Genomic DNA, 26,369 nt, shown 5'->3' on the forward strand with positions numbered 1-26,369 from the left:
TCTGCCATGACGAGCAAAGCCAATCAATCCCAGGGCATGTTGCTGTTTCACCTTTCAGCCCAGCAATCCTTTGCCATAGGCACCCTCAAGGTAAAGGAGATAGTCCCTTACACCCAGCTGACCGCCATGCCGCACTCGCATCCGACCGTGCTGGGGGCCGCCAATATGCGCGGCGCCACCATTCCGGTGATCGACATGGCAATGGCGGTGGGTTATCGCCCCATCAGCAAGGAGGAGATGCCGCACTGCTTTATCATCATCACCGATTGCCGCCGCACCCTGGTGGGCTTTCTGGTACGGGGCATCGACAAGATCACCGAGTGCAACTGGCGCGATATCGAGTCACCTCCCGCCGCCCTAGGCCACAATGTGTTCGTAACCGGCGTCACCCGGGTCAATGACCAGCTGATCCAGCTGCTGGATGTGGAGCTGATCCTCTCCCGGGTCTATCCGGACGATCCGAGCCACCTCTATCCGGTGCTGACCGATGTGCAGCGGGAGCGGATCAAGCCGATGCGGATCCTGCTGGTTGATGACTCCTCGGTCGCCCGTCGCCAGCTGATGGCCGCCCTCGATTACATCAATATCCCTTATGAGGTCTGTACCAATGGCAAGGACGCACTGACCCTGATGCAACAGCGTGCCAGCCAGCAGACCCCCATCGATATTCTGGTGAGCGATATCGAGATGCCTGGGCTCGATGGCTACGAGCTGGCCTTCGAGGTACAGAGCGACAGCAAACTGGCGGGGGCCTACATCATCCTGCACACCTCCCTCTCCAGCGAGATCAGTGTGGAGCGTGCCCATCAGGTGGGGGCCCATGAGGCGCTGACCAAGTTCGAGGCCAACGAGCTGATCCAGGCCATGCTGCGCGGCGCCGAACATCACGATCGCCTGCTGAAATAAACCAATGACTGGCGGGAGGTCACTTCTCCCGTCCCCTCTATCTTCGACCCAGACCGACGACGCCATGCTGACCGAAAGCCACTTCCACGCCCCCTGGTGGGCCCGCAATCCTCATCTGCAGACCATATTGCCCAAATGGCTGCGCCGGACTCCGGCCCGATTTGTGGCCGAGCGCTTCGAACTGACTGACGGGGATTTTGTCGATCTCGCCTGGAGCGGCGAGATCACGACAGATTCGCGACCACTGGTGGTGGTCTTTCACGGGCTGGAGGGGAGCATTCACTCCCACTATGCCAAGGGATTATTCACCCATCTGCAGCAAGAGGGCAGAGAGGCCGTGCTGATGCACTTTCGTGGCTGCAGCGGCGAGCCCAATCGCCACCTGCATGCCTATCACTCCGGCGCCATCGGTGATGCGCAGGAGCTGATTGCCGAGCTGAGCCAACGCTTCCCGGGCAAACCGCTGATCGCCATCGGCTTTTCACTGGGTGGCAATATGCTGGTCAACTTGCTGGCACGGGCCTGTCCTGCGGCATTGAAAGCGGCAGTGGTAGTCTCGGCCCCGCTGCAACTGGCCAGCTGTGCCGAACGGGTCAATCAGGGTTTCTCAAAGGTCTATCAGAACTATCTGCTGCGTACCATGCGCCGCAATTTGCTCAGCAAGATCAGCCAACAGCAGAAAGCGAGTGAACGCTGGCAGCCCCGGCAAGTGGAGCAGATTGCCACCCTGCGTGATTTTGACGAACTGGTCACCGCTCCGCTGCACGGCTTTCACAGCGCCAGCCACTACTACCAGAGCTGCTCCGGCCTGCCCATGCTGCGCCAGATCCCGATCCCGACCCTGGTTATCCACGCCGCCGACGATCCCTTTATGTCACACGCGGTCATTCCCCGGCCGGATCAACTCTCGCCCACGGTGCGCTATGAGCTGAGCAAGCGCGGCGGCCATGTCGGTTTTCTGCATGGCACGCCCTGGCGGCCAAAGTTCTGGCTGGATGAGCGGATCAGTCACTGGATTGCCGAACAGACTCAGGGAGCGGTGCAGAACTGATTGCGCCCCCCAGCCTTGGCCATGTAGAGGGCCTGGTCGGCCCGCGCCAGTAGCTGCTCACCACTCTCCCCGCCTTCCAGTGTCGCGATCCCCTGACTGATGGTCACCCGACTGGCAACATCGGATGCCAGATGCTCAAGCTGCAATTCGGCCAGCCCATCCTGCAGCCGCCGCGCTACCGCAGCGGCGCTCTGCCTGTCGGCATCGGGCAGTAGCAACACAAACTCCTCGCCGCCATAACGGGCGGCCAGATCCGCCTCACTGCGCACCGAACGCATCATCAACTGCGCCACCTCCCGCAGGCAGACATCCCCCGCCTGATGGCCATAGTGATCGTTAAAGCGTTTGAAGTAGTCCACATCGATGAGGATAAGGGCAAGCGGGGCGCCGCTCGACTGACTATGGGCTTTGCAGCGTTCGAGCTCCTGACTGAAGTGGCGCCGATTGGCAAGACCAGTCAGTGGCTCCTGCTTGGCCAGTGCATCGAGGCGCCGCAACAGGGCCAGATTGTCATGCTCACGCATCACGGCCAATTCAAACCAGCGATGCAGCATCCGGCGACCAACCTCCAGCGCCATTATGGTACATACCACCTCAAGCAGATAAAGCTGCGGAAAATCCACCTCCAGCCACCACAAACGCGCAACGCCAAATAGCAACGGTACACTGAGATAGGCATACAACACGCGTCGGTCGGGATAAAACGCGATCAGCGCAGCCAGTAAATTGAGGCGCATGATCCCGTTGGCATAGCTTGCCCCTCCCCGCAGCTCAACTTCACCAATGGTGAAGATATGCAGCGTCCAGACGCCCCCCCAGACCAGCATTACGACCAATGCGCACCATAGCCAGACTCGATCCTGCAGATGATTGCAGAGCAGGGCTGCAACCGGCAGCAGCAGCACGACCATGACAAAGCCCAGCTCACTCTGAAAGCGCCATGGCAGAGTACCGTCACTGGCCAGGCCTGCCTGGCTGTAGACCTGGTAGCGTATCGCCAGAAACAGCACAACCAGCCAGTTCAGCAACCAGAACCAGACCATGCCGCGACTGATGGCCTGGCGACGAGCAAGATCCATGTGAGCCGATATCGTTGAGGGGGCCCGGCGTTGCTCTTCAGACAACATGTCTCACACTCCACGAAACGCGTAAAAAGAGGTTGCACTCATTTTATTGCGCACAACAATAGCTGACGGTTATACCCTTTTGCATCGAGATCCCTTCATGATAATCCCCTGGCAAGCGTTGGATGCCGATACCCTGACCAACCTGATCGAACAGTTTGTGCTGCAAGAAGGCACCGAATATGGCGAGCATGATGTTTCGCTTGAAGCCAAAGTCGCTATGGTAAGGACTCAATTACAGCAAGGCATCGCCGTGATCGTCTATAGCGAGTTGCATGAATCGGTCAATATTGTGCCACGCGATCGTTTCAACGAGCCGTCTTGACCATCTCGGGTTCACGCCCGTATAACGAAACTCCCAAGGAAGAGAGCATTCTATGTCGGCCAAGCATCCCATTATCGCCGTCACCGGGTCGTCCGGTGCCGGTACCTCTACCTCCACCATCGCCTTTCGATCCATGTTCCACCAATTGGGTTATCAGGCAGCCGTGGTGGAAGGTGACAGTTTTCACCGCTACACCCGCCCCGAGATGGATGTGGCAATCCGCAAGGCGCGTGAACAAGGACGCCACATCAGCTATTTTGGCCCCGAGGCCAATGACTTCGGCTTGCTGGAGAGCTTTTTTCAGGGCTATGGCCAGGATGGCACCGGCCAGTATCGCCGCTATCTGCACAGCTTTGACGAGGCGGTCCCCTTCAACCAGATGCCCGGCACCTTCACCCCCTGGCAGCATCTGCCGAGCGACACTGACCTGCTGTTTTATGAAGGGCTGCACGGTGGTGTGGTCACTGAGGATCACAACGTAGCCCGCCACGTGGACTTTCTCATCGGCGTGGTGCCCATCGTCAACCTGGAGTGGATCCAGAAGCTGATCCGCGATACCTCGGAGCGCGGCCACTCTCGTGAGGCCGTAACCGACTCCATAGTCCGCTCCATGGATGATTACATCAACTTCATCACCCCGCAGTTCTCGCGCACCCATATCAACTTCCAACGGGTGCCGACAGTGGACACCTCCAATCCCTTCAGTGCCAAGGTGATCCCGAGTCTGGACGAGAGTATGCTGGTGATCCGGTTTCGCGGCATAAAACAGGTCGATTTTCCCTATCTGTTGTCGATGATCGACGGCTCATTCATGTCACGAATGAATACCATCGTCGTGCCGGGTGGCAAGATGGGGTTTGCCATGGAGTTGATCCTTAAGCCACTCATCCAGCAACTACTTGAAACCGGCAAGATCACTTAAGCCAAGGAGTTCACAATGCGGTTAGCGTTTATCTCTGTGGTATTGGCCGCCCTGCTTGGCGGCTGCAGCAGCGGGCCGACGGCCCCCACGCTGGAGTCCGGCACCATGCTGGTTCGTCCGATTGGCAACTGGACCTATGGCGCAACCCCGCGCTACGCCCTGGCCGAGCAGTATCAATTCGCCGGTGAGCTGGCGGAAGGGTGGCTGGAGCCGATGCAGCAGGCGGTGAGCCGGGAGCTCAATGGCAAGGGGTGGCAGAGTGCGCCGCTCGACGAGGCGGATCTGTGGGTCGCCATAGGCGTCGCGGGCGGCAAGGATATGAGCGATGGCGAGATTTTCGCCCGCCTCGGCATGACGCCCGGGGTCTATGCCTCGGCCAACCAGCGCAAAGGCTCGCTGGCCATAGTGCTGCTCGATCGCAAAACCCAGAAAGCAGTCTGGAGCAGCATCATCCAGCTGACCAGCGATGTAAGCATTGCTGATAGCCAACGTCAGGCGCTCAGCCAGCAGCTCGCTGCCGAACTGCTTCATAGCGTCCCGACCAATTAACAGTTAATGCTGGCTTATTGAAAAGGGATGGATAGAAAAACGGCTTGCCTCACGGCAAGCCGTTTTTTGTGGTCTCACAGTTGTCTCACAGTTTTGTCCCAGTCTGGTCTTGGCCAGACTGGGACACGAAGCTGCACGCCTTCAGATATCTGTGGTCACTTATTTGAGCGTACAGGTCAGCAGCGTAACCCCTTTCTGGGTGAGGAGCGCCTGTTTCTCCTGATTCCAGAAGGTGGTCAGGCCGTCAGAATATTTGGCGCCAGACTCTGACTCCACACGCGCCAGTTTGTGGTAAACCCCGGCATAGGGGAACTGCACCATGTCAGCCTGGGCATCATAGGTAATGGCCAGCATCTCTTCGCCACACTGGTATTGGCTGTATTGATACTGGGTAGGTTGCGGGCTGCTGCACGCCGCCAGACCCAACAGGGGAAGCAGAGCGATCAATTTTTTCATTGCACTTTCCTTATGTGATGGCCTTATGTAATGGCCTTGTGCAGAGGCCTCATGTGACGGCCTTATGCCAGGGTACCAACGAAACAATCGTCAGTTATCAAGCTTCAACAATTTGATAACTATGGGTAATTTGTACCGCTTTTTCCAACATCAGGGAAACAGAACAGTATTTTTCCATCGACAGATCGACCGCTCTGGCCACCTGTTTCTCTGCCAATCCCTTGCCTGTCACCACGAAGTGCAGATTAATCTTCTCGAAAACCCGGGGCACGCTATCAACCCGTTCGCCACTGACCTCGACATGACAAGCGGTCACCGACTGGCGCGCTTTTTCTAGGATGGAGACCACATCAATAGAGCTGCAGCCACCGACCGCCAGCAGGATCATCTCCATCGGGCTGGCCCCCTCACCGGGGTTGGCTCCATCCAGGATCACCTTGTGACCGGATTCACTCTCACCCACAAACTTAATCCCTTCCACCCAGCTGACCTTGGCTTTCATCTCGCACTCTCTCCTGTTAATCGTGATGATGGATCCCTAGCATAACCCAGTCGCTTATCTCTGCCGAACAGGGGGAGTTGGGATGGAAATAGATCAAAATCAACATCTCCGACCTCTATCTTCCCTAGAATGGCCGAAGCAGCGCAGCAGGCATTACCCAAAGGGCTCTTGCAAAAGGGCGCAAAGCCTTGTCAGCACAGACAAAGGCTCTTATCCTACTGCGACTAATACAAGGAATGGCAAGATTGGCAGCTTGCCCGGACGCACAAGTCCATAAAAAGACACTACAGAGGAATTCTCATGGTTATTGGCAAACCGCAAAGCGATCCCACCCTGGAATGGTTCTTGTCGCACTGCCACATTCATAAGTATCCCGCGAAGAGCACCCTGATCCATGCGGGTGAAAAAGCGGAGACCCTCTACTACATCGTCAAGGGCACTGTGGCCGTCTTGATCAAGGACGATGAGGGCAAAGAGATGATCCTCTCCTATCTGAACCAGGGTGACTTCCTGGGCGAGATGGGGATGTTCGAGGAGAACGAGAATCCCGAGCGTTCCGCCTGGGTTCGCGCCAAAGGCTCTTGCGAAGTGGCCGAGATCTCTTACAAGAAGTTCCGCCAGCTGATCCAGGTCAACCCGGACATTCTGATGCGTCTCTCTGGCCAGATGGCCAAGCGCCTGCAGCACACCAGCCAGAAAGTGGGTAACCTCGCCTTCCTGGATGTGACCGGCCGGATCGCCCAGACTCTGCTCAACCTGGCCAAGCAGCCAGATGCCATGACCCACCCGGATGGCATGCAGATCAAGATCACCCGTCAGGAGATCGGCCAGATCGTCGGCTGTTCCCGTGAAACCGTGGGCCGCATCCTCAAGATGCTGGAAGAGCAGGAGCTCATCTCCGCTCACGGCAAGACCATTGTGGTATTTGGTACTCGCTGATGCCCCATCAACAGGCCTAACTGAGGCCTTGGGATAAAAAAGGCTGCTACGGCAGCCTTTTTCGATCCTCTCCCCTATAATCCCGAACGCCCTTCACTGTTCCGGCATTCGCCCAGAGAGTTACTATGCATCTTCAATGTCCCCGCTGCCGCAGTCCGCTCCATCTTCATGAAGCCTCCCAGGGGCGCTATTGCGACAACAAGCATCACTTCGATCCGGCACCGGAAGGTTATCTGGACCTCATCCCCGGCAAGAAAAACCCCAAAGACAGCGACAGCCGCGCCCTGATGCGCGCCAAGCACCATTTCCTGGAAGCCGGCAACCAACTGCCGCTGGTCGAGGCCATGGCCGCCCTGCTCTCTCCCCTTGCCGCGCAAGAGCTGGTTCATCTGGGATGTGGTGAAGGCTACTACTGCCGCGCGCTGGCAGAGCGCCTGCCCGGCTGGCAGTTTGCTGGGGTTGATATCGCCAAGAACACCATTTTTGCCGCCAAAAAAGCGCAGCCGGACGGCCAGTTTGTCATTGCCGATCCCGCTCGCGCGCCGTTGCAACCGGGCTCTGCTCAGGTGCTGCTGGTCAACGATCTCAAGGTCAAGACCGAACAGCTGGTCAGCTGGCTGGCCCCCGGTGGCTATCTGCTCTATCTGCAGCCAGGCCCGCGTCATCAGTGGCAACTGCGGGTCAGCCTCAATCCGGTGAGTATGGAACACCCTTTAAGCTGGCCCTCGCTTGCCGGTCTCCGACTGGTAAGCCAGGAGCGCTGCCAGTTCCCTATCTCTATGGATCAGACCATGCGCGCCTTTATTCTGGAGACAAGCCGTCTCGGCTGGCGCGCCAACGGCGAACAGCGCCATGCCTTTATCCAGCAAGGCCCGGCACAGCTGGAACAGGATTTGCTGATGACACTGTGGCAAAAAGCAAGCTGACCGCCAGACAGGAGCACGGCAAGTGCTCCTGTCCCATTTTCCTCCCGCCACTCTTCTCCCCCTTCGTGATACGCCTCACAACTTGAGTCATCGACCTTATTGGTCAGGCCAGTTTTAATGTCAAAACAGCCAATAGAGAATAATTCATTGAATTTAATCTCTTTTTAACCTGTCAAAAAACGTCATATCCAGTATCAACAGCGCCCTTCAGCACCAAATTAAACGACGACAGATTCAGGCCCAGTCAAGGTTCAAGCGCCTACCGTGTGGCTATCGGACCCTTTCCGATTTCCATAGAACCGACCACAGGTTCGGAAGTGTTTACATCAGAGGAAATAAGGATATGAAAAAGTCTGCACTGACTATGGCCATCTCCAGCTTGCTGCTGGCCAGTGGCGCCCACGCTGCTACCGTTTACAACCAGAACGACACCAAGCTGGATATCGGTGGCCGTGCCCAGGGTGCCTACTACGGCACTGACAACAACAGCGCCGAAGGAGATCAGAGCTACTTCCGTCTGCACGTTGCTGGCGAGACCAAGATCGCTCCCGAGATGAAGGCATTCGGCTTTGCCGAATACAACCTGCCGACCTCCGGTTCTGACAACGATGAACTGCGTTACGCCTATGCCGGCATCCAGCACGATCGCTTCGGTGCCTTCAGTTATGGCCGTCAGGATGGTCTGTTCACCAAGGCCGTAAACAACTATACCGACGTACTGCCCGAATGGGGTGGTGATGGCCTGGGCAAAGATACCGAAGTATTCGGTACCGGCCGTACCAACGGTCTGGCTCAGTACATCTTCAACTACGAAGGTCTGACTCTGGGTGCCCAGTTCACTGGTAACAATAACCCGCAAAATGCTGGCCGCAGCGCCATTGCCGAGTCCTTCAACGGTAACCTCTACAACGGTGAGAGCTGGAACAGCACTGGTTCCAAAGAGGGCTTTGCCTTCTCTGCCAACTATGACTTCGATATGGGTCTGAGCCTGGGCGCTGCATACAACCAGGCTGGCAAAACTGCCGAACAGGCCCGCTACGCAGCCTTCGGCGGCGAGAAAGATGCCAAGCTGATGGGCTTCGGTGCCAAATATGCTGCAGGCGACCTCTATCTGGCGGCAACCTATTCCCACGGTGAGAACCACCTGTTCGTCAACAACGGCTACGCCGAGAAGATGGATGGTTACGAAGCCGTTGCCCAGTACACCATCGGCAAGTTCAAGCCTTCTCTGGCTTACCTGCGCACTGACGTCAAAGATACTGCCCACGGCATTGACGACACCTACACCGAGTACGTATCCATCGGTGCCTGGTACAACTTTACCGAGAACTTCAACGCCTACGTTGACTACAAGCTGAACCTGCTTGACTCTGTTGATGGCAAGTCCACCAACTCTCTGGGCAAGAACACCGACGACGTTGTTGCTGTCGCCCTGCAGTACAACTTCTAAAAGGTTGACTGTCGGTTATACCCTGTGAAACCAATGTCTACTGTTTGAATTTCTTCCGGCCGCTCTGCGGCCGGTTTTTTATTGCCCGTTTTCAGCACCTTGCATATAACTATCGAGCGGATAGCTGTAATTTCAGCCCGTTGGACAAGCAAGGATGCGCAAAGAGGGGAGCAGGGATGACAGAGTTACTCGGAAAACGATGGGGGCCACTGTGGCCAGTGTTACTGTTGCTGGTGAGCATCGGCTGGAGCGGGAATAGCGCCGCCAGTAGTGAGCGCAACCTCTATCAGCAGCTTGGGCTGGCCGGCAAACTCGACAGACAAACCTTTCAAAAAGCCCTTGTCAGCTATCAAAGCGTACGCAGCAAGCAAAAATCCATCCTGACCATCATTGATTACAGCAAGCCTTCGACTCAGCGCAGGCTGTTCGTCATCGACATGAAACGTCACAAACTGCTTTATCACACCTGGGTCAGTCATGGCCGCAACTCTGGTGAACTGGCCGCAGAGCGCTTTTCCAACCAGCTCAACTCCCGACAAAGCTCCCTCGGCGTCTATCGTACCGCAGAAACCTACTTGGGCAAGCATGGCTACTCCCTGCGGCTGGATGGGCTAAGCCCCGGCAAAAACTGCAATGCCCGCAAACGTGCCATCGTGGTGCATGGCGCCGCCTATGCCAGCCCAAACCATCTGCGCAAATATGACAAACTGGGCCGCAGCTGGGGCTGCCCCGCCCTGCCAAAGGAACAAGCCAGGGCCATCATAGATACCATAAAAGGGGGCAGTGTCATCTACGCCCACGGCTAGCAACGACACCATAAAATACAAGGCCAGCAATCGCTGGCCTTGTTTGTCACGCTCTCACACTAAACGGGACGAGTTATTGGCGCACCACCAGGACCGGGCACGGAGCATGACGCACCACGGATTCGGCAACGCTGCCTACCAGCAGATGGCTGATGCCGGAGCGGCCATGACTCCCCATAACGATCAGTTCAACCTCGTCTTCCTTGGCCTGGATAATGATTTCATCCGCCGCCCTGCCAAAGCGAATATCAAACGTTGCCGGGATAGGCAGGGTGGCAATCAGCTCTTTGAGTTGGGCTCTGGCCTGACGCTCCATTTCGTGAGTGATCTCAACTGCTGTCATATGAAGAATTTTGTAACTGTCAAAGCCGTGCAGTTGGTCTACGACATGGATCAGCTTGAGCTGGGCCTCATGGCTCTGCGCCATGAATACGGCATAGTCGAGTACCGCCCGGGACATTTGGGAAAAATCGACAGGACAAAGCAGAGTTTTGATCGATGGCATAATGCAGTCTCCTCTACTGATTGGGGTACTATTGAATCTTGAGATCATCATAACCATCAGATTGAAAATAACTCTCGACCCTGTCGCAAAATGAACATCAGGGATTTTTTCTGTACGCCGTCGCCATCAATGCCATGGTATAAAGTAGGGTATCAGTGTTTTTCCCTCTGCCCCAACGAGGCCAGCTCTGACCATGCTACGCATCTGTCTGTTGCTCTGTTGTCTGTTCACTGCGGCGAATTGCCGGGCAGAGTCTATTGACGTTTATTGCGATGATTGGCCCGGTTTTTGTCAAAAGGATGGCAAAGGCCTCTATCTGGATCTGGTGCGAGCCATCTACCAGCCTCACGGCTATCAGGTAACCCCCCATATTGTGCCCTATAAGCGCGCTCTCGCTGTCATTGCAAAAAAAGGGGGAGATATCGCCATGGGGGTATATCGCGATGAAGTCTCCGGCGTCCAGCAATCTCGCTATCCGGCATCAGCGGATGACCTGACCGTGTTCATGCTCAAGAAATGGCAACCCCAGTGGCAAGGGGAGAAAAGTCTGGAAGGGCAAACCGTGATATGGCGGCGGGGCTGGGCATTCGACAAGTACATTGCGGTCACCATGCAGTGGCATGAAATTGACAGCGATGAGCTGGCCCTGCAACTGCTTGGTAAAGAGCGATATCGCTATTACCTCACTGCCGGCGTGCTCTATGTGGATGAGGCTATCCCTCCCGAGCTGCATCGCGTCTTCCTGCGCTGGATCCCGACCTATCCCATTTTTGCCGATACCCAGCAAGGCAACCGGATGTTACAGCTCTGGGATAAGGGAATGATTGAGTTGATCCGCAGCGGGGGTCTGGCAGAGATCTATAAGCACTATCAGCTCTATGACTACTATCAGGGTTTTATCGAAGAACTGGAACAGAAAGTGGCTGCCAGTCCTGCAGACTGAATGATAACGTTGCGCTAATTACTCTCCCCTCATTCCCTTGGCCAAGCGGTCGTAGAGGATCACATTGACCGAGGCCGCCAGATTCATACAGCCACTGGTCGGTACATAGACCACATCTTTCACCGCGCCATAGAGCTTGGGATCCAGGGTGCCATCCTCCGGTCCGAAGATATAGAAGGCACGCTCCGGATGAACATAGTCTGGGAGTGGCGTAGCGTCGTCGATCAGATCGACCACCACGGGCACACAACCTTGCGGGATAAACGCCATCAAGTCATCCACCCCGAGCAGCGGGATCTTCTCCACCATCTGCTTGGTATCGGTGGCAAAGCGGCGCGCCAACTCGAAACGGTTGCCGGTGTAGTAGACCTCGTCTACCCCGTAACAACCCGCAGCCCGCATCACGGAGCCGACATTTTCCGGAGACTTGGGATTGACCAACCCCACGCAGCAGAATGCACTCTTTTCCATCATCTCTCCTCATCTTGCGGCGGCCATTATAAGCCGTTGCAGGGCCACCGACCCGTTAAAAGTCCCCTCCCCGGCTAAACCACTTGCCAACCCAGCTTTGAGTGTCGTTTTTTTGTGCGCAAGCCGACAAATTTTGTACAAGCCGGTAGCCAGCAAACGTTTCCCAGCAATAATGGACAAACGTTTGCAAATGGATGTTTGTCTATGACTGAGCGTGAACAAGAGATCCTCGCCCTGCTGCGTCAGGATCCCATGATTGCCCAGCAGGAGCTGGCCGATCGCCTCGGCATCAGCCGCTCCGCGCTGGCCAGCCACATCTCCAGCCTGATCCGGCAGGGATATGTGCAAGGCAGAGGTTATGTACTGCGAGAGGGTCCCTACGTGGTGGTGATCGGCGGTGCCAATATGGATATTTGCGGCACCAGCCACGACAACCTGCTGCTCGGCGACTCCAACCCGGGCAAGGTGCGCACCTCGGCGGGTGGTGTCGGCCGCAATATCGCCGAGAATCTGGCGCGGCTCGGCAGCGACACCCGGCTGCTGACCGCGGTCGGCAACGACCAGTATGGCCACCATCTATTGGAGGTGAGCCAGCGGGCCGGCGTCGATGTGCGCCAGACCCTGGTGCTCGATGGCCACACTACCTCCTGTTATCTCAGCCTGCATGATGGCAGCGGCGAAATGAGCTGCGCCATCAATGACATGGCCATTATCGAGCAGCTCACTCCTGCCCGCCTGAGCCCGCTTAGCGGCTTTCTCGGCGGCGCCCTGCTCTGGGTGCTCGACACAAATCTGGCCATTCACACCCTCGACTGGCTGTTCGAGCGGCAAGGTGAGCACGCCATCTTTGTCGATACCGTTTCGGTGGCCAAGGTGGAGAAGATCCGCCCCTGGCTCGGCAAGATCCACACCCTCAAACCCAATCGCAGCGAAGCCGAGCAGCTGTGCGGCATGACCATCGCCGGGCCCGAAACCTGGCCCATGGTGGCTGCCTGGTTCCACCGCGCCGGGGTCAAGCGACTGTTCCTCAGTCTGGGTGAACAGGGGATCTTCTACAGCGATGGCGAGCAGCAGGGCCACCTGCCGGTGCTGGGCAGTCCGGTACTCAACGTCACCGGCGGCGGGGATGCCTTTATGGCTGGCCTCGCCCACGCCTGGCTGCAAGAACTCGACATTGCCCAAACCACCCGCTTTGCCCTGGGCTGCGCCGCCCTCACCGTCAATTGTTCCGATACCGTTTTTTCCGGTCTGAGCAAGACCGCCGTTGACCGCATACTGGAGGAGTACTCATGCTGAACGCTTACCTCGATATCCAACCGGAAGTTGCTGCCGCGCTGGCCGCCGGCAAACCGGTCGTCGCCCTCGAATCAACCATCATCTCCCACGGCATGCCCTATCCGCAGAACGTGGAGACGGCCCGTCAGGTTGAACAGGTGGTGCGCGATAACGGTGCCATTCCGGCCACCATCGCCATTCTAGACGGCCGCCTCAAGGTGGGGCTGGATGGTGGTGCGCTGGAAGCGCTGGGCCGGGCTGGCCACAGCGTGACCAAGTGCAGCCGCCGCGACATTCCGTTCGTACTGGCGCGCAAGGGGATGGGAGCCACCACGGTCGCCTCCACCATGATCATCGCCGCCATGGCGGGGGTCCGGGTCTTTGCCACCGGTGGCATTGGCGGGGTACATCGCGGCGCGCAGGAGACCTTCGATATCTCGGCCGATCTGCAGGAGCTGGCGCAAACGCCGGTGGCCGTAGTCTGTGCCGGTGCCAAATCAATTCTCGATATCGGGCTGACTCTGGAATATCTGGAGACGCAAGGGGTGCCGGTGATCGGCTATCAGACCGAAGAGTTGCCCGCCTTCTACACCCGCGAGAGCGGCTTCAAGGTTGATTATCGACTGGAGAGTCCGGCAGCCATCGCCGAGGCGCTGCGCCTCAAGTGGGAGCTGGGACTGGCGGGCGGCGCCGTGGTGGCCAACCCCATCCCGAGCGCACACGCCATGCCAAAAGCCGATATCGACGCAGCCATTGCCCAAGCGCTGCGTGAAGTGGATGAGCAGGGGATCAAGGGCAAGACGTCAACCCCCTTCCTGCTGGCCCGCGTCTGCGAGCTGACTGGCGGCAACTCGCTGGCGGCCAATATACAGCTGGTACTGAACAACGCGGCCCTCGGTGCCCGGATCGCTGCCAGCCTGTGATCGCACGCCAATACCTCGCCATGTAAAAGAGGGCCTGACGGCCCTCTTGTTGTTTTTGCTATCTGCAGCGCTATTGCAACACAGTGTTATTGCAGTACCACGCGTCCATTGAGCGGTTGCACCGGCCGGTTGTTGGGATGGTGCATCACCGCCTTGAAGGCGTCGATCTGGGCCTGACTGACCTCGACCGGCTGCTTCATCACCAGCCAGCGCACTCCTTCCGAGCAGGGGGGCGTAGTAAGGGAACCGCTGAAGCGATAGTAGTCACGATTCTCGGGCAGCAGTTGCTCAGCAGAGAGCGGCGCCTTGAGGGCCTGGGTCTCCCCCACCTTGGCCGGTAATGCACTCCAGGCTGCCGCCAGCGCCGGATTGGCCTTGCCAACCTCGAACATCACCGCCACCACGGCGATCTCTCCCTTGTCACTGACGTGCACCAGATGCCCTTCCAGCGGATAGGATTTACCCTCGATGAGGTTTTCGCTCGGGGCGTGGAAGTGAAACTGCTTGAGCTCAAACGTGGTGCCATCGAGTTGCAAGGTGCTGCCCGGGTTATAACCAACCTGCACGGTATGACCGTTATTGACCACGGTCTTGCCACCCGCCTGATAGTGGAGCGCCAGCGGGGCCAGTTTGGCCTCGACCAATCCGCTCAGGTCAACCGGCGACTGATTGCTGCCCGCACACTGACCAAACTCCGGGGTCAGCTTGGCCCAGTGGGCCGGTCCCGCCTCACCGCTATATTCCCAATGGGGGGTGGCAGCAAACACGACAGGGCACAGCAACAGGGAGCAGGCCAACAGAGACTTTCTCATCATACATCCTTATCTTGATTGAAAAGCACGACCATCCGGCGCCGCTCCAAAGAACAAGACGACAGAGGGTGTTGAAACGCAGGGTACAATTTGCTCATCCTGTCGGTTTATTATTAATGATGCATTTGATAGGTATTTATTTAACGGCAGAATGGCAAAGCATATTGAATAATCGCTTTATTCAATGACAGCAATCTAATTAATCGCCTGTTCATTTTCTTTGCTTCGCACATAATCCAGACATGATGCTAATTCCATACTCTCCTCTTAATTATCCTGCCCCCATTTTGCCAACAAATCATATGTGATTGTTTTTATTGTAAATAATCAAGCAAGCCTGATTTTGATCAATTAATAAGCAGCGCTTTGACGTCATCCTTGTCTTGCTGGCATAAACAGCATCAAGGGAGATGACGCAATGAGAAAATATTGTTTGCTAGTGGCACTGATATTACCCGGTGCCGGTTGGGCGAATGAACCCATACAGCCCGTGGAACCAGCCAAGGTGACAAACCCGGAAAAAGTCGAGTTGGGCAAGATGCTGTTTTTCGAACCAAGACTCTCCAAATCCGGCGCAATCTCTTGTAACTCTTGCCATAACCTGGCGACCGGTGGGGTGGATAATCAAGTCAGCTCACTCGGCCATAAATGGAAAGTGGGTCCCATCAATTCCCCGACCGTACTCAACTCCAGCCTCAACTTCGTGCAGTTCTGGGATGGTCGCGCCAAGGATCTGAAAGAGCAGGCGGCAGGCCCCATCGCCAACCCGCTGGAGATGGCATTTACCCACAATCTGGCGGTCGAAACTCTGCATACCCTGCCTGGTTATCGCACCCGCTTCAGCGCTGTTTATGGCAAGGACAATTTCGGCATTGACGAAGTCACCGATGCCATCGCTGCTTTTGAAGAGACCCTGGTTACCCCCAATGCCCCGTTTGACCGCTGGTTGAAAGGGGATAGCAAGGCACTGACCGCACAACAGCTGAAAGGGTATGAACTGTTCAAAGCCTAAGGATGCACGGCATGCCACAACGGGGTCGCTATCGGCGGCAACTCTTATCAGAAGATGGGACTGGTCAAGAGTTACAAAACGGACAACCCGGCTCAGGGTCGCGGGGCAGTCACCGGATAGAAGCAGTTCATCGGCTGGTTCAAGGTACCCACCCTGCGTAATATCGAGCTGACTTATCCCTACTTCCACGATGGTGCAGTATGGGATCTGAAAGAGGCAGTCCAGATCATGGCTGATATCCAGCTGGGGCAGCGCCTCACAGATCAGGAAGCCGAAGATATGACTGCCTACCTCAAGAGCCTGACCGGTGAGCAGCCGCAGATCGTGTTGCCACAACTCCCACCGTCACAACCTGATACCCCCAAACCAGAGGTAAAAAGCTGATAAAAAACAACAGGGGCCGTGGCCCCTGTTGTCTGCTACCTTACCGGACGATTCAGCGATCCCGATTCAGGGCGATCAGACGATCAAGAATCGCTTCACCATCGGCACGCAAACCGTTGTGCTCATACTCATTGGTGATCCAGGCGCGACTGTTGCCAAGGCCACGCAGGGTTTCGCGGCTGTAGTCAAACTCCACATACATATCCTCGGCATAGACGGCGCAGGCTACCGGCACCTTGTTGCGGGCCAGCTGGGCCGGATTATAGAGCGCCCCCCAGTCCGCCTTGTTGGCCAGCAGATGGGCCGCCTCTTTCAGGGGCAGCAACTCGCGGAACTGCTCGAACATCCAGGGGTAAACCATCTCGCCGGTGAAGGCGAAATCCTTGCCAGGCGCCCAGTTCACCGCAGGAAACTCCCCTCTGACCCGATCCGCCGCCCAGCGAGTCGCCTCCCCTTCGGCGTAGATAGCCTCGTGCAGGATGGCAAACAGCGGGTTGGTATTGAATGGCTGCATGCTCTGCACCTGATAGAGAAAGGCCGGGCTCAGCTTGTCGCCGATAAAGGCCTCTTCCAGCAGGTAATAAAGCTCCTCGAAAGCACCCGTAGCGCCGAGATCCAGCCCTTGCTGCTGGAACTGCTCCACCGTCAGGCGCTGGCCGTTGGGCAGCCGCACATCGTGCTGGTGCAGATGGTTAGCCAACCGGTTGGCAATCCCCTGAGCGTGGGGGAAGCGGGCGAAGAAGGCTCGGTTCTTGTCAGCCACCCGCTGATAGGTGGCGCGGTAAACCTCCTCGGCGCTGCGGCCAATCGGCGCGATACCGCCGGTGATATAAACCTCCCGCAGGCTATCGGGGAAGAGCGAGAGATAGGTCAAGCAGCAAAAACCACCAAAGCTTTGCCCCAGCAGGCTCCAGCGATGCTTGGGACTGAGCTCCTGCCGGATGAACTCGGCATCTTGCACTATGCTGTCGGCGCGAAAATGGCTGAGATACTCCGCCTGCTCGGTCGGGGTCATTTTGGCCAGACTATGCCCGTGGATGGGGCTCGACATCCCGGTGCCACGCTGATCCAGCAGCAGCACTCTGAACTCCTGCAACGCCCGCTTGAGCCAGCCACTGTTGGCCGTCGGACGCGGCGCGCCGAAACCGGGACCACCCTGCAAAAAGAGCAGCCAGGGGAGCTTGTCATCGAGTTTGTCTTTGCGGCAGAGGGTGCGGGCAAACAGGGTAATGCTGTCACCATCCGGCTCATCATGATCGAGGGGAACGGTAAAAAAGTGCGGCTCGCAATGAATGCCGTCCAGTACATAGCTCAAGGGGCTGTTCATCTGGGGTCTCTCCGTCAGGATGGGAACATCATTGACCCCATCATAGCCCCGCCCAGCCACAGGGTCACTCCGGTTTTCCAAAATGTTAACAATGGCTTAAAGGTCGAAACATCACCAGACAAGCCGCTCTTCAACGGTGCTGAATTAATTGTTTTGCGGGGGAGATTGACGCCATGGCGCCATTCAACAAAGATGGCTCGCCTGCACAGGAGTGCAGCCATTCAGGCCGACAAAATAGATAAGGGAATGTGATGAAACCGAAGTGGATCAGGGCCAGAAAAAGAGAGAAGAAGCCATGCCCTGGCAGCATGCTGCAGACCGGAATGCTGCTGTTCAGTGCCACCTGTGGCGCAACGCTCTTTTTGGCAGCATGCAACAGCAACTAGAAATGAAAAAGCCCGCTCGATTGAGCGGGCTTTTCGAATTTGGCTCCTCCTACTGGACTTGAACCAGTGACATACGGATTAACAGTCCGCCGTTCTACCGACTGAACTAAGGAGGAATTGTGGTGCCCAGAGACGGAATCGAACCGCCGACACGGGGATTTTCAATCCCCTGCTCTACCGACTGAGCTATCTGGGCAACGGCGCGCATTAAACCCTTTCTGGACTGGGGTGTCAACCTTGCACCCCCAGTTTCTGGCATGTTTTTGCATAGGGTGAACCAAGTGGCGAGATAGTGTGCAAGGAGTCCCTCACTCAACACCGGGATCCGGTTGCCGGTATGTTCTCCTATCGAGGTTTTTTCCCTTTATGGAATTACCTTTTCGCTCTCTCACCCATCCCGAGCTTCCAACACGTGAGCCCATTTTTTGTCAAAAAACTGATGAACTAACGTGCATGTTTTTTGTGCGCTGAAAAGTTACCAGAAATTGACCAGACAGGTGGAATGTGTCGGTGCCTCTGTACCTCCGGTTGCCAGATCGTCTAAGTGTCAGCCCTGAAGACAATTCATGAGGAATAATCGAAAAAATAACCATGATTTTTTTAGATTGAAATTTAAAAATCAATTTACTTTGTAGATTAAAAGTTATTTCGTGACATAGATTTTACCTGTGGATAAGTCACGATTTCCCTTCAAATGAGGGCTGTTTATCGCTGGCTTTCAAAAGTCCTTAATTTGCTGGGGGATCCGATTTTACTTTTTGAATCGCCAGTCTTTGACTGCCTCCAGAGTCTTTACACATAAAAAACGCTCAAAATATCAATGCTTTGCTCATTTTCTGTGCAGTTGTTATTTGGATATGGAAATGCAAAATGCGTCCCAGAACAGCCATCCGGCGGTTCGTATCAAGGGGGCCGTTGTGGAAAAACAACTAACAACTTCGAATGCCAAGGTGCAGAAAAAAACCTCTCGTGGAGTGGATGGCACTCTAAGAGGGCGTAAACAAACACAGGTAACTGATAAGAAGATCCCACAGCTCAAAGTGATTACATATGAATCTGGTCGTTCATATGCACGTCTTTGTTTTTCGCATCTGTGCGAGCGTTACTCAATCGGACTCGGTTGTGTGGCGGCGGTTGGATTAACAGCCATTCGTGATAATGCGCGACGACTACTGGCTGATTGTTATTCCAATCCGGAAGGATTCAGGCTGCGATACCGTGCGCTATTGCCGCTGGCGACGTATGTACATGAACGGTATTTACCGGATGTGCATATCACTCATCGCTATCCCAGAACGATTGAATCGAGAGTCAAGCCAATAGTAGCGGTTCTCGGGCATAAGCCGTTGAATCAGATCACTCGCGCCGATTTTGAGGACTTTCTGACTCAACTATCCGACACATGCTCTGTTGCTACTTGGAACCGTTATCTGGCGCAGTGCAAGGCCATAATGACGCATGCTGTTGAGCATGGAGTTCTCCCTTCGTCTCCCGCAGCAGGAATCCCCACCAAATACGAGCCTGTCCTGCCTCCCAAAGGCTTACCCGATGAGGCAGTCAATAAGCTGGTCGCTCGCTTGATGGAAGACATAGACGAGGAAAAGGCTCGTATGTTGCTCTTCCTGTTTGCAACTGGCTCCCGGATGGGAGAGGCAAGAGCTCTAAAGCTGCAAGATTGCGATCTCAATCGACAAATAGCGTACCTACCTACCAGTAAGTCTGGTCGGGAAAGGCTCATACCGCTTAATCAGTTCGCGCTGGAGTTAATTCGACTTCAACTCCAGCGCCATGGCACGACTGGTCTGCTGTTTCGAGGCCAGGACGGTGTCTCTCAAATTTCAGAACCACGTCGGTATTGGTACCGAGTCTGCAATGATTGTGGGCTAACAGAGGTACGCATCCACGATGCCCGTCATACCGTCGCGACTTCACTGCTGAACAAGGGCTGTTCGCTCGATGTCTTGCAGAAAGTCTTGGGCCACAGCTCTCCTCGGATGACTGAAAGGTACGCCAGGTACCACGATAAGACGTTGGTCAAGGCCGTCGACGCACTTCACACCGTCTGGGACCTCCCCAACCTCACCTGCTAACCAACTTTAGGAGATGGGGGAGGGAGCCTCCCCCATAGAGAATTATGAGTCTTTCAAAAACAAATGATAACTGCAAACAGAATCGTTTCTGTTCTATTGAGGAGTCCCGTAATGGGTCTCTAGGAGCCCCCAATAGTGCTGGTCAGGGTTTATCGCCGACAGGTTCGGCATTAGGCCCCATTCAGGAGGCATCCGCGCCAGAATCAGTGCCTGTCTCTGCTATCGCTCCGGTAGTTCGGCCATCAGAGTCAGCTTTATTAGTGCCCAACGAACCCTATTGCAGCCATCAAAACTTAGCGCTGCAAGAACTGGCGCGTATCCATCAGTGGTCTCAAGAAGCGACCTATCTGGCATCCGAAGAGGGGCTAGCCCTTAATCAGGGGAAGGGCTCTTCTGAGCGTCCCATCAGGTCGGATGGTACTCATCTGTCGTATAACATTGATGAACTCCAAACATGGATGAAATCCAGTCTGTTACCCGAGCACTACGTTGTTAGCCCTGACCTGAAAGTGGTGAACCTTGAAGGAAGGAAGCCCGTTGAGCTGTTCGATACGTTAATCCTTCCGCTCAATTGCATTATTGATAATAACAATCAGTTCAAAGGGTTGGTGTTGGTCTGCATTGGCTATGATGGTAAGCCACATGTCTTTACAGTCCTGCTTGATGATGTCCTGCATGACTTGAAAAGGGTCAAGGTCCAGTTGGGTGAGCTACGTGTTGGGTATTATGGTCATGACGATCGGCAGCTTTCTCGGTTTATGAACCACTGCTCAAGATGGAACTCAATTGAGCCAATTTATCGCGTTGAGCAGGCTGGATTTATCTCTGGAAAGTTGATCTATATATCGCATGAGACCGTGCTACAGCGGAACATTGGAACCCCGGAAACCAAGCTCAGTTATCAAATCCGTAAAGCATTGCCGCAACTGAGAGCACAAGGCACCTTGCTGGAATGGCAAGAGCATGTGGCTGGGCCTGTCCGGCAGCTCCCTAACATGATTTTTCCGATTTTGGCGATGCTTGGGAATGTATTGTTGAACCTCCTGAAGGAGGGGACGGTTATTGTTCACTTGCATGGGCTCAGCTCAGGCGGCAAGACGACTCGGGCGCAGATGGCACAGAGTGTCGTAGGACGAGCTACTGACCCAAGCAAAGATGGTGGGTCTGCTATCAGGAAGTGGCATGGCACGACGAATTGGCTGTTTGCTGTGGCAAAAAGTCACCACGGTATGGGGTTAGTACTGGATGAGCTTGGGTCACACAACAGCAAAAATTTCGACGGAACCATCTATGCCCTATCCAATGGGAAAACCAAAGGAAGGTGTGAAACGGGTGGGGATGAGAAGGAGGATCAAGACTCAGCCATCCTCTGTATTATATCCACTGGTGAACTCAGCACAGATGACTATCTGAGGAAAACGGGTGGCAGCGCCAATTCCGGTGTCTATGTGCGGATGCTCAACATCGAGGTTCACCCCGATGATGCGAAATTGCCCGACGAAACCCTGGCCCAAGCCAAAGCCCGGATTGACCAACTCAAAGCGGCCTGTGGTCAATACTACGGCACAGCCCTTCCGGCTTTGGCACAAGGGCTGTTGAACTTGCCGGAGGCCACTTCTTATAAGGCTTTGCAAGAGTTAGTTCGCAACCGGGTTCATGAGTGTGCCGAGCGCCTGATGCAGATGGTCAATGGCGCGATGGATTCACCTCTGGTTCGTCGTGGCCTGGATTTCTTCGCTATCACGCTGGCTACCGGCTTGTATGGTATCGAGCTGGGTGTGTTGCCCTATACCGAGAATGAGGTGGAGGCCGCCGTGCTTGAGGGTGCCAATCGCTGGGTTGCGTCCTTGGAGGAGCAACTGGATGACGTCACCCGAGCCGCTACCCAATTCAAGAATACGGTAGCGCTCCAACGACATAAAATTCACCTTGGCAAGCCAGCCGTTGTAACGAGGGAGCTCCTAGGCTTCATAGAAGGCGAACGGTGTTACATCTTTAAGGAGCAGTTCGACAAACTGGTTCCGAGCATGGGTGAAGCTGTTAAAGCATGGTTGTTCGATAACCAGTATCTTGAGAGGTATGCACCAGACCGCTATGTAAGAAAGATCAAGGTAGCGGGTGTGGATAGTGGCGTTTACTCGTTCTATTTGAATCGATTGTTTGGCAGTACTGGTGAGGTCGTCAGTAGCCGTGCCGGAGAGAGTGACAGCCTGAAGGGGTCGCTGCCAAAATGCGAACCATCAAAGCGAATTTTTAGCCGATTCTCAAACAGCAAGGCGGGCAGCATCAGCGCCCCCCCCACATCGGAAACACCGGAGGAGACGACACACATCGAGCAGTTTTAAGAGTAAGGGGGGCCAGTGCGAACTGGCCCCTTTGCTTTTATGGGATCCGGTGGCAAAAGCAGGCAGCAAGGGGAGGAACGTTTTAGCAGGCCGAGAAGGCCAGGATGATCTTGTTGCGGAGGTTTGGAGGGCGGCGCAGCCAAAACGGCTCATTGGGTCGCTAAACCGCGATACAGGTGCCTCGCCGGGGGGCCTCAGAATGAACTCAACAACGCAGCCCCAAAATCCCCTGGCTTGATGCTGGTCAGATATTTTATGGCTTGTGCTTGCCCAAATGATGACGTGCGTTATTCTGCCGTGCAGATTCTGCAAAAAGGATAACGAAATGAACGGCATACATCAGAAGGCAGCAGCACTTCTTGAGAACGTTGTTCGCTGGACAGAGGTAACTCGTCGAGCGAAATCACGATATCAGGCTGAGCTAGCACCGGACTTTAGCTTGATGGACTGGTTGAAGAATGACGAGCTAGCACTGTCCCGTTATCTGCGTTTTTTGCTATCCCCCAATGAAAGCCACGGACAGTCAATTTTATTTCTAAAAGGATTCCTCTCCCTTATTGAAAATTTAGGGCATAACAGTCCTATCGCCACGGAAGACTGTTTTCATAAAGCCAGAGTAGATTATGAAGTCATAATTGAAAACGGGAGAAAAATAGACCTCCTATTGACGACACCTAAAGGCATTATTGCTATAGAAAACAAGCCATGGGCAGAGGATCAAGATAACCAGTTAAGAGATTACGCACAATGGCTTAACAAGCTTGGAAAGCCATGGAAGTTAATTTATTTGTGTAATCATGAACCTAGCGAGTCTAGTCTTCCCAGAGACACACCAGACGTACTGAAGCAACACATCCTAACAGTATCTTGGTATAAAGTTGTAGAGTGGCTAAGTGATTGTTTACTGTACGTCCGAGCTGGAACGGTCAGAGTATTCATTGAATCCCTAATCAAGTATGTAAACCAATCAATTAATGGCGAATATATCATGGATAACAGCGACGAACTATCTGAAATTATTAAGAAAGATAGTCACACAATAGAATCTGCATTTGTCATTTATAATCAAATTGAAGTTGTGCGCAAACAATTGTATGGAAATCTAATCAAAGATTTAAATGGGAAGCTAACAAACCATAACTTAAAGATTAAAATTTCTGATACCGATACATCAAGTCGCTGGGCTGGCTTTTACATATCATTAGATTCAAGCGACACGCATCATCTTAGCTGGCAATTTGATCGAGCAAATTTTAATGGTTTGTATTTTGGCATATCAGGGATAAGCGAAAAGGCAGGTCGAACTGAAAAAATATCAGCTGCCATGTCAGCACTTTTCCCGCACATGCAAGGTAAATCAAATAAATACTGGTCATGGTGGAGCTGGGACCTCGACCCACAGGGGAAAAACCGAATCCCTCATAATTGGGGCAATGACGGCTCTGTGTGGGCAAAGCTCAGTGAGCGTGATGAAGACAGTGTTTTTGCTGCACTATATGAAGTCATCATTACCGTTCAGGATAAAATGGATATGAAGCTATTTAGTTAATAAAATTAAGCCATAACTAAACTTAACCTAGTGAGTGCGGAAGGGAATAGCAAAAGACCGCCACTATCCTCCTAACCGAAAGGTATCTAGAAAACAGCAAATATTTTGTTTTAACTCAGCCAGATTGATATCCAATCTGGCTGAGTGCTTATCGATTTTAGAAGTCTTTTACTTTCAGGGGATGGCTTTTAACTGTTGGAAAATCATTGCAGATATCATTTCTTCACTAAGAGCCAGAGGGCTTTATACATAGTGGCATGACATACTATATCTGAAGTTTAGTTACAGCTCTGGAGTTGTCATGTTGACTTCCCTAAAAAGCTATTTATGGCCATAATGCCCAGTTCCATTTTTCTTCTTGCGGAGACATTTGCCGAATGAATATGAATTTTGGGAGGAATGAAGTAATTTGTCATTACTTCATTTTCTATCCAGAGAATAACATCGTATCCGGTTCCTCTACCATCATCACCGAGGTCATGATCAAGACTAATTTCAGTCACCATCTCTGTTTTTAGCCATGCAATCGCCTCATCAGGCCAGAATACGCGAATCCACCCTGCCGGGGTTTCTCTTTCATCGTCCAAATATAATTTCATGCCATTTTCTCCATGGTTAGTTCCAATACGTGAGCAATACCGCGATTGGCCCCATCAACAATCAGCTCACCGGGAAACGGTAATCTGGATGACAAACCAAGATCGGGATCGATGTAGTAGACACATGCGCCAGGGTTGATGTTTTGTAACAAAGAACTCGCAGGCTCAACAAGCAAACTGGTGCCGACAACTACTACGATATCAGCCTCGCAGAGCCAGCGACGAGCTTGTTGATACTCATAAACATTTTCGCCAAACAGCACGATATCTGGACGCAATTGTGAGCCAGTGGATGGGCAGCGCTCACCGATCGCCACATCCTCATGCCAAGGCTGCCGATATTTTTTGCTACGAAAACCTATGGGGACCAAAAACTGGATTGAACCATGCAGATGAAGGACTTCACGGCTACCTGCTCTCTCATGTAAGTCATCAATATTTTGGGTGATGACCCTAACAGTACATTTCTGTTGTAGCAGGGCTATCAGATAATGCGCCTGTGAGGGGGCGGCTTCTAACATGGTTTGACGCCGTTTGTTGTGAAAGGCCAAGAAGCCAGCCAGATCCGTACTCATGCTATTAGCGTGGGAATAGCACCAGTTCTCATGATTACGCCAAATGCCCTCACTTCTAAACGTGGGCACACCGCTTTCCGCTGACAAGCCCGCCCCGGTAAAGAAGAGGATTGTGGGATGGTAGTGCTGGCCCGTTATCGTGGCTTGCGCTCGTTTTTCTCTATGACGGCGCTGATGTCTAAGTGCTCGGGAAGATATTGGTTGCATACGATCACCTTTCGTTATGGCACGACTGACGAAACCATGGATTTGCAGGACTTTTCTTGTGGAAATCATGGTTGCTTACTCACACATTATTTAGCGCAAGCACACTCGGGTAAGGAAGGTTTAGAAGCCTTGAAGGGCGGAAGTAATGTGGATGCCGTAGGCAGAAGATGGAGTATCATTTCAGCAGGCTGAGAAGGCTAGGATGATCTTGTTGCGTAGGTTTGGAGGGCGGCGCAGCCAAAACGGCTCATTGGGTCGCTAAACCGCGATACGGGTGTCTCACCGTGGGGGACAATTCCCATGCTGTGCACTGGTGTGCTCCCTGTCGGTCTCCTCGCAGATCAGTAGGTGTTGTCGAACGATCCCAAAAGACCGCCCCTGATCTCTGTGTTGGCCGGAATGGCTGCTCAATTTCGCCGGAATACGCACAATTGGAAATAGGATAGATTGAAACTGCTATGTTTAATCGATGTTGCATTACTGAATCAGGGATCAGATATGGAAGCAGTCACCGCATCTTTGCTGGCAACCGGCACCGTTACAGAGACCATGACCACCACAGCTGCAGGTACGATAACTCATACTGTTGTGCGGAAATTGGTCGTTGATGTTAGCAGGAAAGAGGGTTTCGCTCTGATGAGCAAATTTCTGGCTCCTACAGCAATCAACCCGGTGCTGCTCTCAGTTGGTCTTGCTCTGGGGGTTGGTTATCTCGTATATCGTCTACACAACACAACACAACACAACACAACACACCACGTGAACGAGTGGTCTATGATACGTAAGCCGCCTTTCGGGCCGAATTGATGTAGCAGCTTTTCGAACAGAGCAGTCCTTCAGCGTCTGCTCATCGGTTAATGTGCTGGCCCACTGGCTAAATAGCAGATTGCTAAACCGCGATACAGGTCGTTCCACCGTAGAGAGTACACTCTGGCGTGATCACAGCCTGTCTCCTCCTGCATCAGCGGGTGTTGTGGAACGGTCCCCGCCCCAAAAAAAGAGGGCGAAGT

At 54.1% G+C, this 26,369-nt stretch carries 26 protein-coding genes, 2 tRNA genes and 1 pseudogene; 18 read left to right on the forward strand and 11 right to left on the reverse strand.

The features are described from left to right. Positions 1-6 precede the first annotated feature (6 nt). Positions 7-906, forward strand: a complete 900-nt coding sequence (locus G5315_RS04150; RefSeq protein ID WP_227342036.1) for a chemotaxis protein — start codon at positions 7-9, stop codon at positions 904-906. A gap of 64 nt (positions 907-970) precedes the next feature. After that, complete coding sequence (locus G5315_RS04155) at positions 971-1,957, forward strand: hydrolase (RefSeq protein WP_337072491.1); 987 nt, start codon at positions 971-973, stop codon at positions 1,955-1,957. On the opposite strand, the gene G5315_RS04160 is transcribed toward G5315_RS04155, so the two are convergent. Next, positions 1,936-3,036, reverse strand: a complete 1,101-nt coding sequence (locus tag G5315_RS04160; protein WP_421332528.1) for a membrane-associated sensor domain-containing protein — start codon at positions 3,034-3,036, stop codon at positions 1,936-1,938. The genes G5315_RS04155 and G5315_RS04160 overlap by 22 nt on opposite strands. Before the next feature lie 145 nt (positions 3,037-3,181). Here G5315_RS04160 and G5315_RS04165 point away from each other — a divergent pair, with 145 nt between their 5' ends. From G5315_RS04165 to G5315_RS04175, 3 genes are read left to right on the forward strand one after another with little or no spacing between them, the layout of a single operon-like run. Beyond that, complete coding sequence (locus G5315_RS04165) at positions 3,182-3,406, forward strand: YheU family protein (RefSeq protein ID WP_216952980.1); 225 nt, start codon at positions 3,182-3,184, stop codon at positions 3,404-3,406. Positions 3,407-3,458: 52 nt separating this feature from the next. Then, a complete protein-coding gene (locus G5315_RS04170) occupies positions 3,459-4,328 on the forward strand; it encodes a phosphoribulokinase (RefSeq protein WP_157162054.1) in 870 nt (289 codons plus the stop codon). A 15-nt stretch (positions 4,329-4,343) separates the two neighbouring features. Further along, positions 4,344-4,877, forward strand: coding sequence for a DUF4136 domain-containing protein (locus tag G5315_RS04175; RefSeq protein WP_216952979.1), 534 nt, complete (start codon positions 4,344-4,346; stop codon positions 4,875-4,877). A 159-nt stretch (positions 4,878-5,036) separates the two neighbouring features. Here the strand turns inward: G5315_RS04175 and G5315_RS04180 are convergent, their stop codons facing one another. Next, positions 5,037-5,333, reverse strand: a complete 297-nt coding sequence (locus G5315_RS04180) for an MliC family protein (protein ID WP_216952978.1) — start codon at positions 5,331-5,333, stop codon at positions 5,037-5,039. A 97-nt stretch (positions 5,334-5,430) separates the two neighbouring features. Then, a complete protein-coding gene (locus tag G5315_RS04185) occupies positions 5,431-5,835 on the reverse strand; it encodes an OsmC family protein (protein ID WP_421332530.1) in 405 nt (134 codons plus the stop codon). A 300-nt stretch (positions 5,836-6,135) separates the two neighbouring features. Here G5315_RS04185 and crp point away from each other — a divergent pair, with 300 nt between their 5' ends. The 4 genes from crp (at position 6,136) to G5315_RS04205 (ending at position 9,956) form a co-directional block, all read left to right on the forward strand. Beyond that, a complete protein-coding gene (gene crp, locus G5315_RS04190; RefSeq protein ID WP_005335304.1) occupies positions 6,136-6,774 on the forward strand; it encodes a cAMP-activated global transcriptional regulator CRP in 639 nt (212 codons plus the stop codon). 125 nt (positions 6,775-6,899) lie between these two features. Then, positions 6,900-7,700: a putative RNA methyltransferase gene (locus tag G5315_RS04195; protein ID WP_421332531.1), complete on the forward strand. Its 801-nt coding sequence runs from the start codon at positions 6,900-6,902 to the stop codon at positions 7,698-7,700. Between the two features lie 343 nt (positions 7,701-8,043). Further along, a complete protein-coding gene (locus G5315_RS04200; RefSeq protein WP_216952975.1) occupies positions 8,044-9,150 on the forward strand; it encodes a porin in 1,107 nt (368 codons plus the stop codon). 176 nt (positions 9,151-9,326) lie between these two features. Then, a complete protein-coding gene (locus tag G5315_RS04205) occupies positions 9,327-9,956 on the forward strand; it encodes a murein L,D-transpeptidase catalytic domain family protein (RefSeq protein WP_216952974.1) in 630 nt (209 codons plus the stop codon). Between the two features lie 73 nt (positions 9,957-10,029). Here G5315_RS04205 and G5315_RS04210 read toward each other — a convergent pair whose 3' ends face one another. Next, positions 10,030-10,461, reverse strand: coding sequence for a universal stress protein (locus G5315_RS04210; protein WP_216952973.1), 432 nt, complete (start codon positions 10,459-10,461; stop codon positions 10,030-10,032). 193 nt (positions 10,462-10,654) lie between these two features. Between G5315_RS04210 and G5315_RS04215 the strand changes: the two genes are divergently transcribed. Then, positions 10,655-11,404, forward strand: a complete 750-nt coding sequence (locus G5315_RS04215) for a substrate-binding periplasmic protein (RefSeq protein ID WP_421263018.1) — start codon at positions 10,655-10,657, stop codon at positions 11,402-11,404. A gap of 18 nt (positions 11,405-11,422) precedes the next feature. On the opposite strand, the gene G5315_RS04220 is transcribed toward G5315_RS04215, so the two are convergent. Further along, a complete protein-coding gene (locus G5315_RS04220) occupies positions 11,423-11,875 on the reverse strand; it encodes an RNA methyltransferase (RefSeq protein WP_421332534.1) in 453 nt (150 codons plus the stop codon). 204 nt (positions 11,876-12,079) lie between these two features. On the opposite strand from G5315_RS04220, the gene G5315_RS04225 reads away from it, so the two are divergent. Then, positions 12,080-13,171: a PfkB family carbohydrate kinase gene (locus G5315_RS04225; RefSeq protein ID WP_421332535.1), complete on the forward strand. Its 1,092-nt coding sequence runs from the start codon at positions 12,080-12,082 to the stop codon at positions 13,169-13,171. Then, positions 13,165-14,073 carry a pseudouridine-5'-phosphate glycosidase gene (locus G5315_RS04230; protein WP_421332536.1) on the forward strand — a complete coding sequence of 303 codons (909 nt, stop codon included), beginning with the start codon at positions 13,165-13,167 and terminating at the stop codon, positions 14,071-14,073. Before G5315_RS04225 ends, G5315_RS04230 begins: the two co-directional genes overlap by 7 nt. An 86-nt stretch (positions 14,074-14,159) precedes the next feature. Here G5315_RS04230 and G5315_RS04235 read toward each other — a convergent pair whose 3' ends face one another. After that, complete coding sequence (locus tag G5315_RS04235; protein ID WP_421332556.1) at positions 14,160-14,885, reverse strand: carbonic anhydrase; 726 nt, start codon at positions 14,883-14,885, stop codon at positions 14,160-14,162. Positions 14,886-15,303: 418 nt separating this feature from the next. Between G5315_RS04235 and G5315_RS04240 the strand changes: the two are divergent. After that, positions 15,304-16,281 (forward strand): annotated as a pseudogene (locus G5315_RS04240) (cytochrome-c peroxidase). 52 nt (positions 16,282-16,333) lie between these two features. On the opposite strand, the gene G5315_RS04245 reads toward G5315_RS04240, so the two are convergent. From G5315_RS04245 to G5315_RS04255, 3 genes are all read right to left on the reverse strand, one after another. Next, positions 16,334-17,608, reverse strand: a complete 1,275-nt coding sequence (locus G5315_RS04245) for an alpha/beta hydrolase (protein WP_421332538.1) — start codon at positions 17,606-17,608, stop codon at positions 16,334-16,336. A 426-nt stretch (positions 17,609-18,034) separates the two neighbouring features. After that, positions 18,035-18,110: transfer RNA gene (locus G5315_RS04250), tRNA-Asn, on the reverse strand. A 4-nt stretch (positions 18,111-18,114) separates the two neighbouring features. Next, positions 18,115-18,190: transfer RNA gene (locus G5315_RS04255), tRNA-Phe, on the reverse strand. A gap of 667 nt (positions 18,191-18,857) precedes the next feature. Here G5315_RS04255 and G5315_RS04260 point away from each other — a divergent pair. The 3 genes from G5315_RS04260 (at position 18,858) to G5315_RS04270 (ending at position 23,978) form a co-directional block, all read left to right on the forward strand. After that, entirely contained in the window at positions 18,858-20,084 is a 1,227-nt protein-coding gene (locus G5315_RS04260; RefSeq protein WP_421332539.1) for a tyrosine-type recombinase/integrase, read from the forward strand. A gap of 44 nt (positions 20,085-20,128) precedes the next feature. Beyond that, complete coding sequence (locus G5315_RS04265; protein ID WP_421332540.1) at positions 20,129-22,429, forward strand: DUF927 domain-containing protein; 2,301 nt, start codon at positions 20,129-20,131, stop codon at positions 22,427-22,429. Positions 22,430-22,754: 325 nt separating this feature from the next. Beyond that, positions 22,755-23,978, forward strand: coding sequence for a PD-(D/E)XK nuclease family protein (locus G5315_RS04270; protein ID WP_421332541.1), 1,224 nt, complete (start codon positions 22,755-22,757; stop codon positions 23,976-23,978). A gap of 299 nt (positions 23,979-24,277) precedes the next feature. Here G5315_RS04270 and G5315_RS04275 read toward each other — a convergent pair whose 3' ends face one another. Then, positions 24,278-24,577: a cyclic-phosphate processing receiver domain-containing protein gene (locus tag G5315_RS04275; protein ID WP_042865034.1), complete on the reverse strand. Its 300-nt coding sequence runs from the start codon at positions 24,575-24,577 to the stop codon at positions 24,278-24,280. Then, positions 24,574-25,359 (reverse strand): SIR2 family NAD-dependent protein deacylase, encoded by a 786-nt coding sequence (locus G5315_RS04280; RefSeq protein WP_103255213.1) that lies wholly within the window; start codon positions 25,357-25,359, stop codon positions 24,574-24,576. The genes G5315_RS04275 and G5315_RS04280 overlap by 4 nt, the downstream gene beginning before the upstream one ends. Here G5315_RS04280 and G5315_RS04285 point away from each other — a divergent pair. Together G5315_RS04285 and G5315_RS04290 are read left to right on the forward strand one after the other, a co-directional pair. Further along, positions 25,270-25,551, forward strand: a complete 282-nt coding sequence (locus tag G5315_RS04285) for a hypothetical protein (RefSeq protein WP_190285571.1) — start codon at positions 25,270-25,272, stop codon at positions 25,549-25,551. The two genes, G5315_RS04280 and G5315_RS04285, sit on opposite strands and share 90 nt — an antisense overlap. Before the next feature lie 306 nt (positions 25,552-25,857). Continuing rightward, positions 25,858-26,166, forward strand: a complete 309-nt coding sequence (locus G5315_RS04290; protein ID WP_421332543.1) for a hypothetical protein — start codon at positions 25,858-25,860, stop codon at positions 26,164-26,166. Positions 26,167-26,369 lie beyond the last annotated feature (203 nt).

The organism is Aeromonas sp. 603607, assembly GCF_049171595.1.
Taxonomy (GTDB): domain Bacteria; phylum Pseudomonadota; class Gammaproteobacteria; order Enterobacterales; family Aeromonadaceae; genus Aeromonas; species Aeromonas veronii.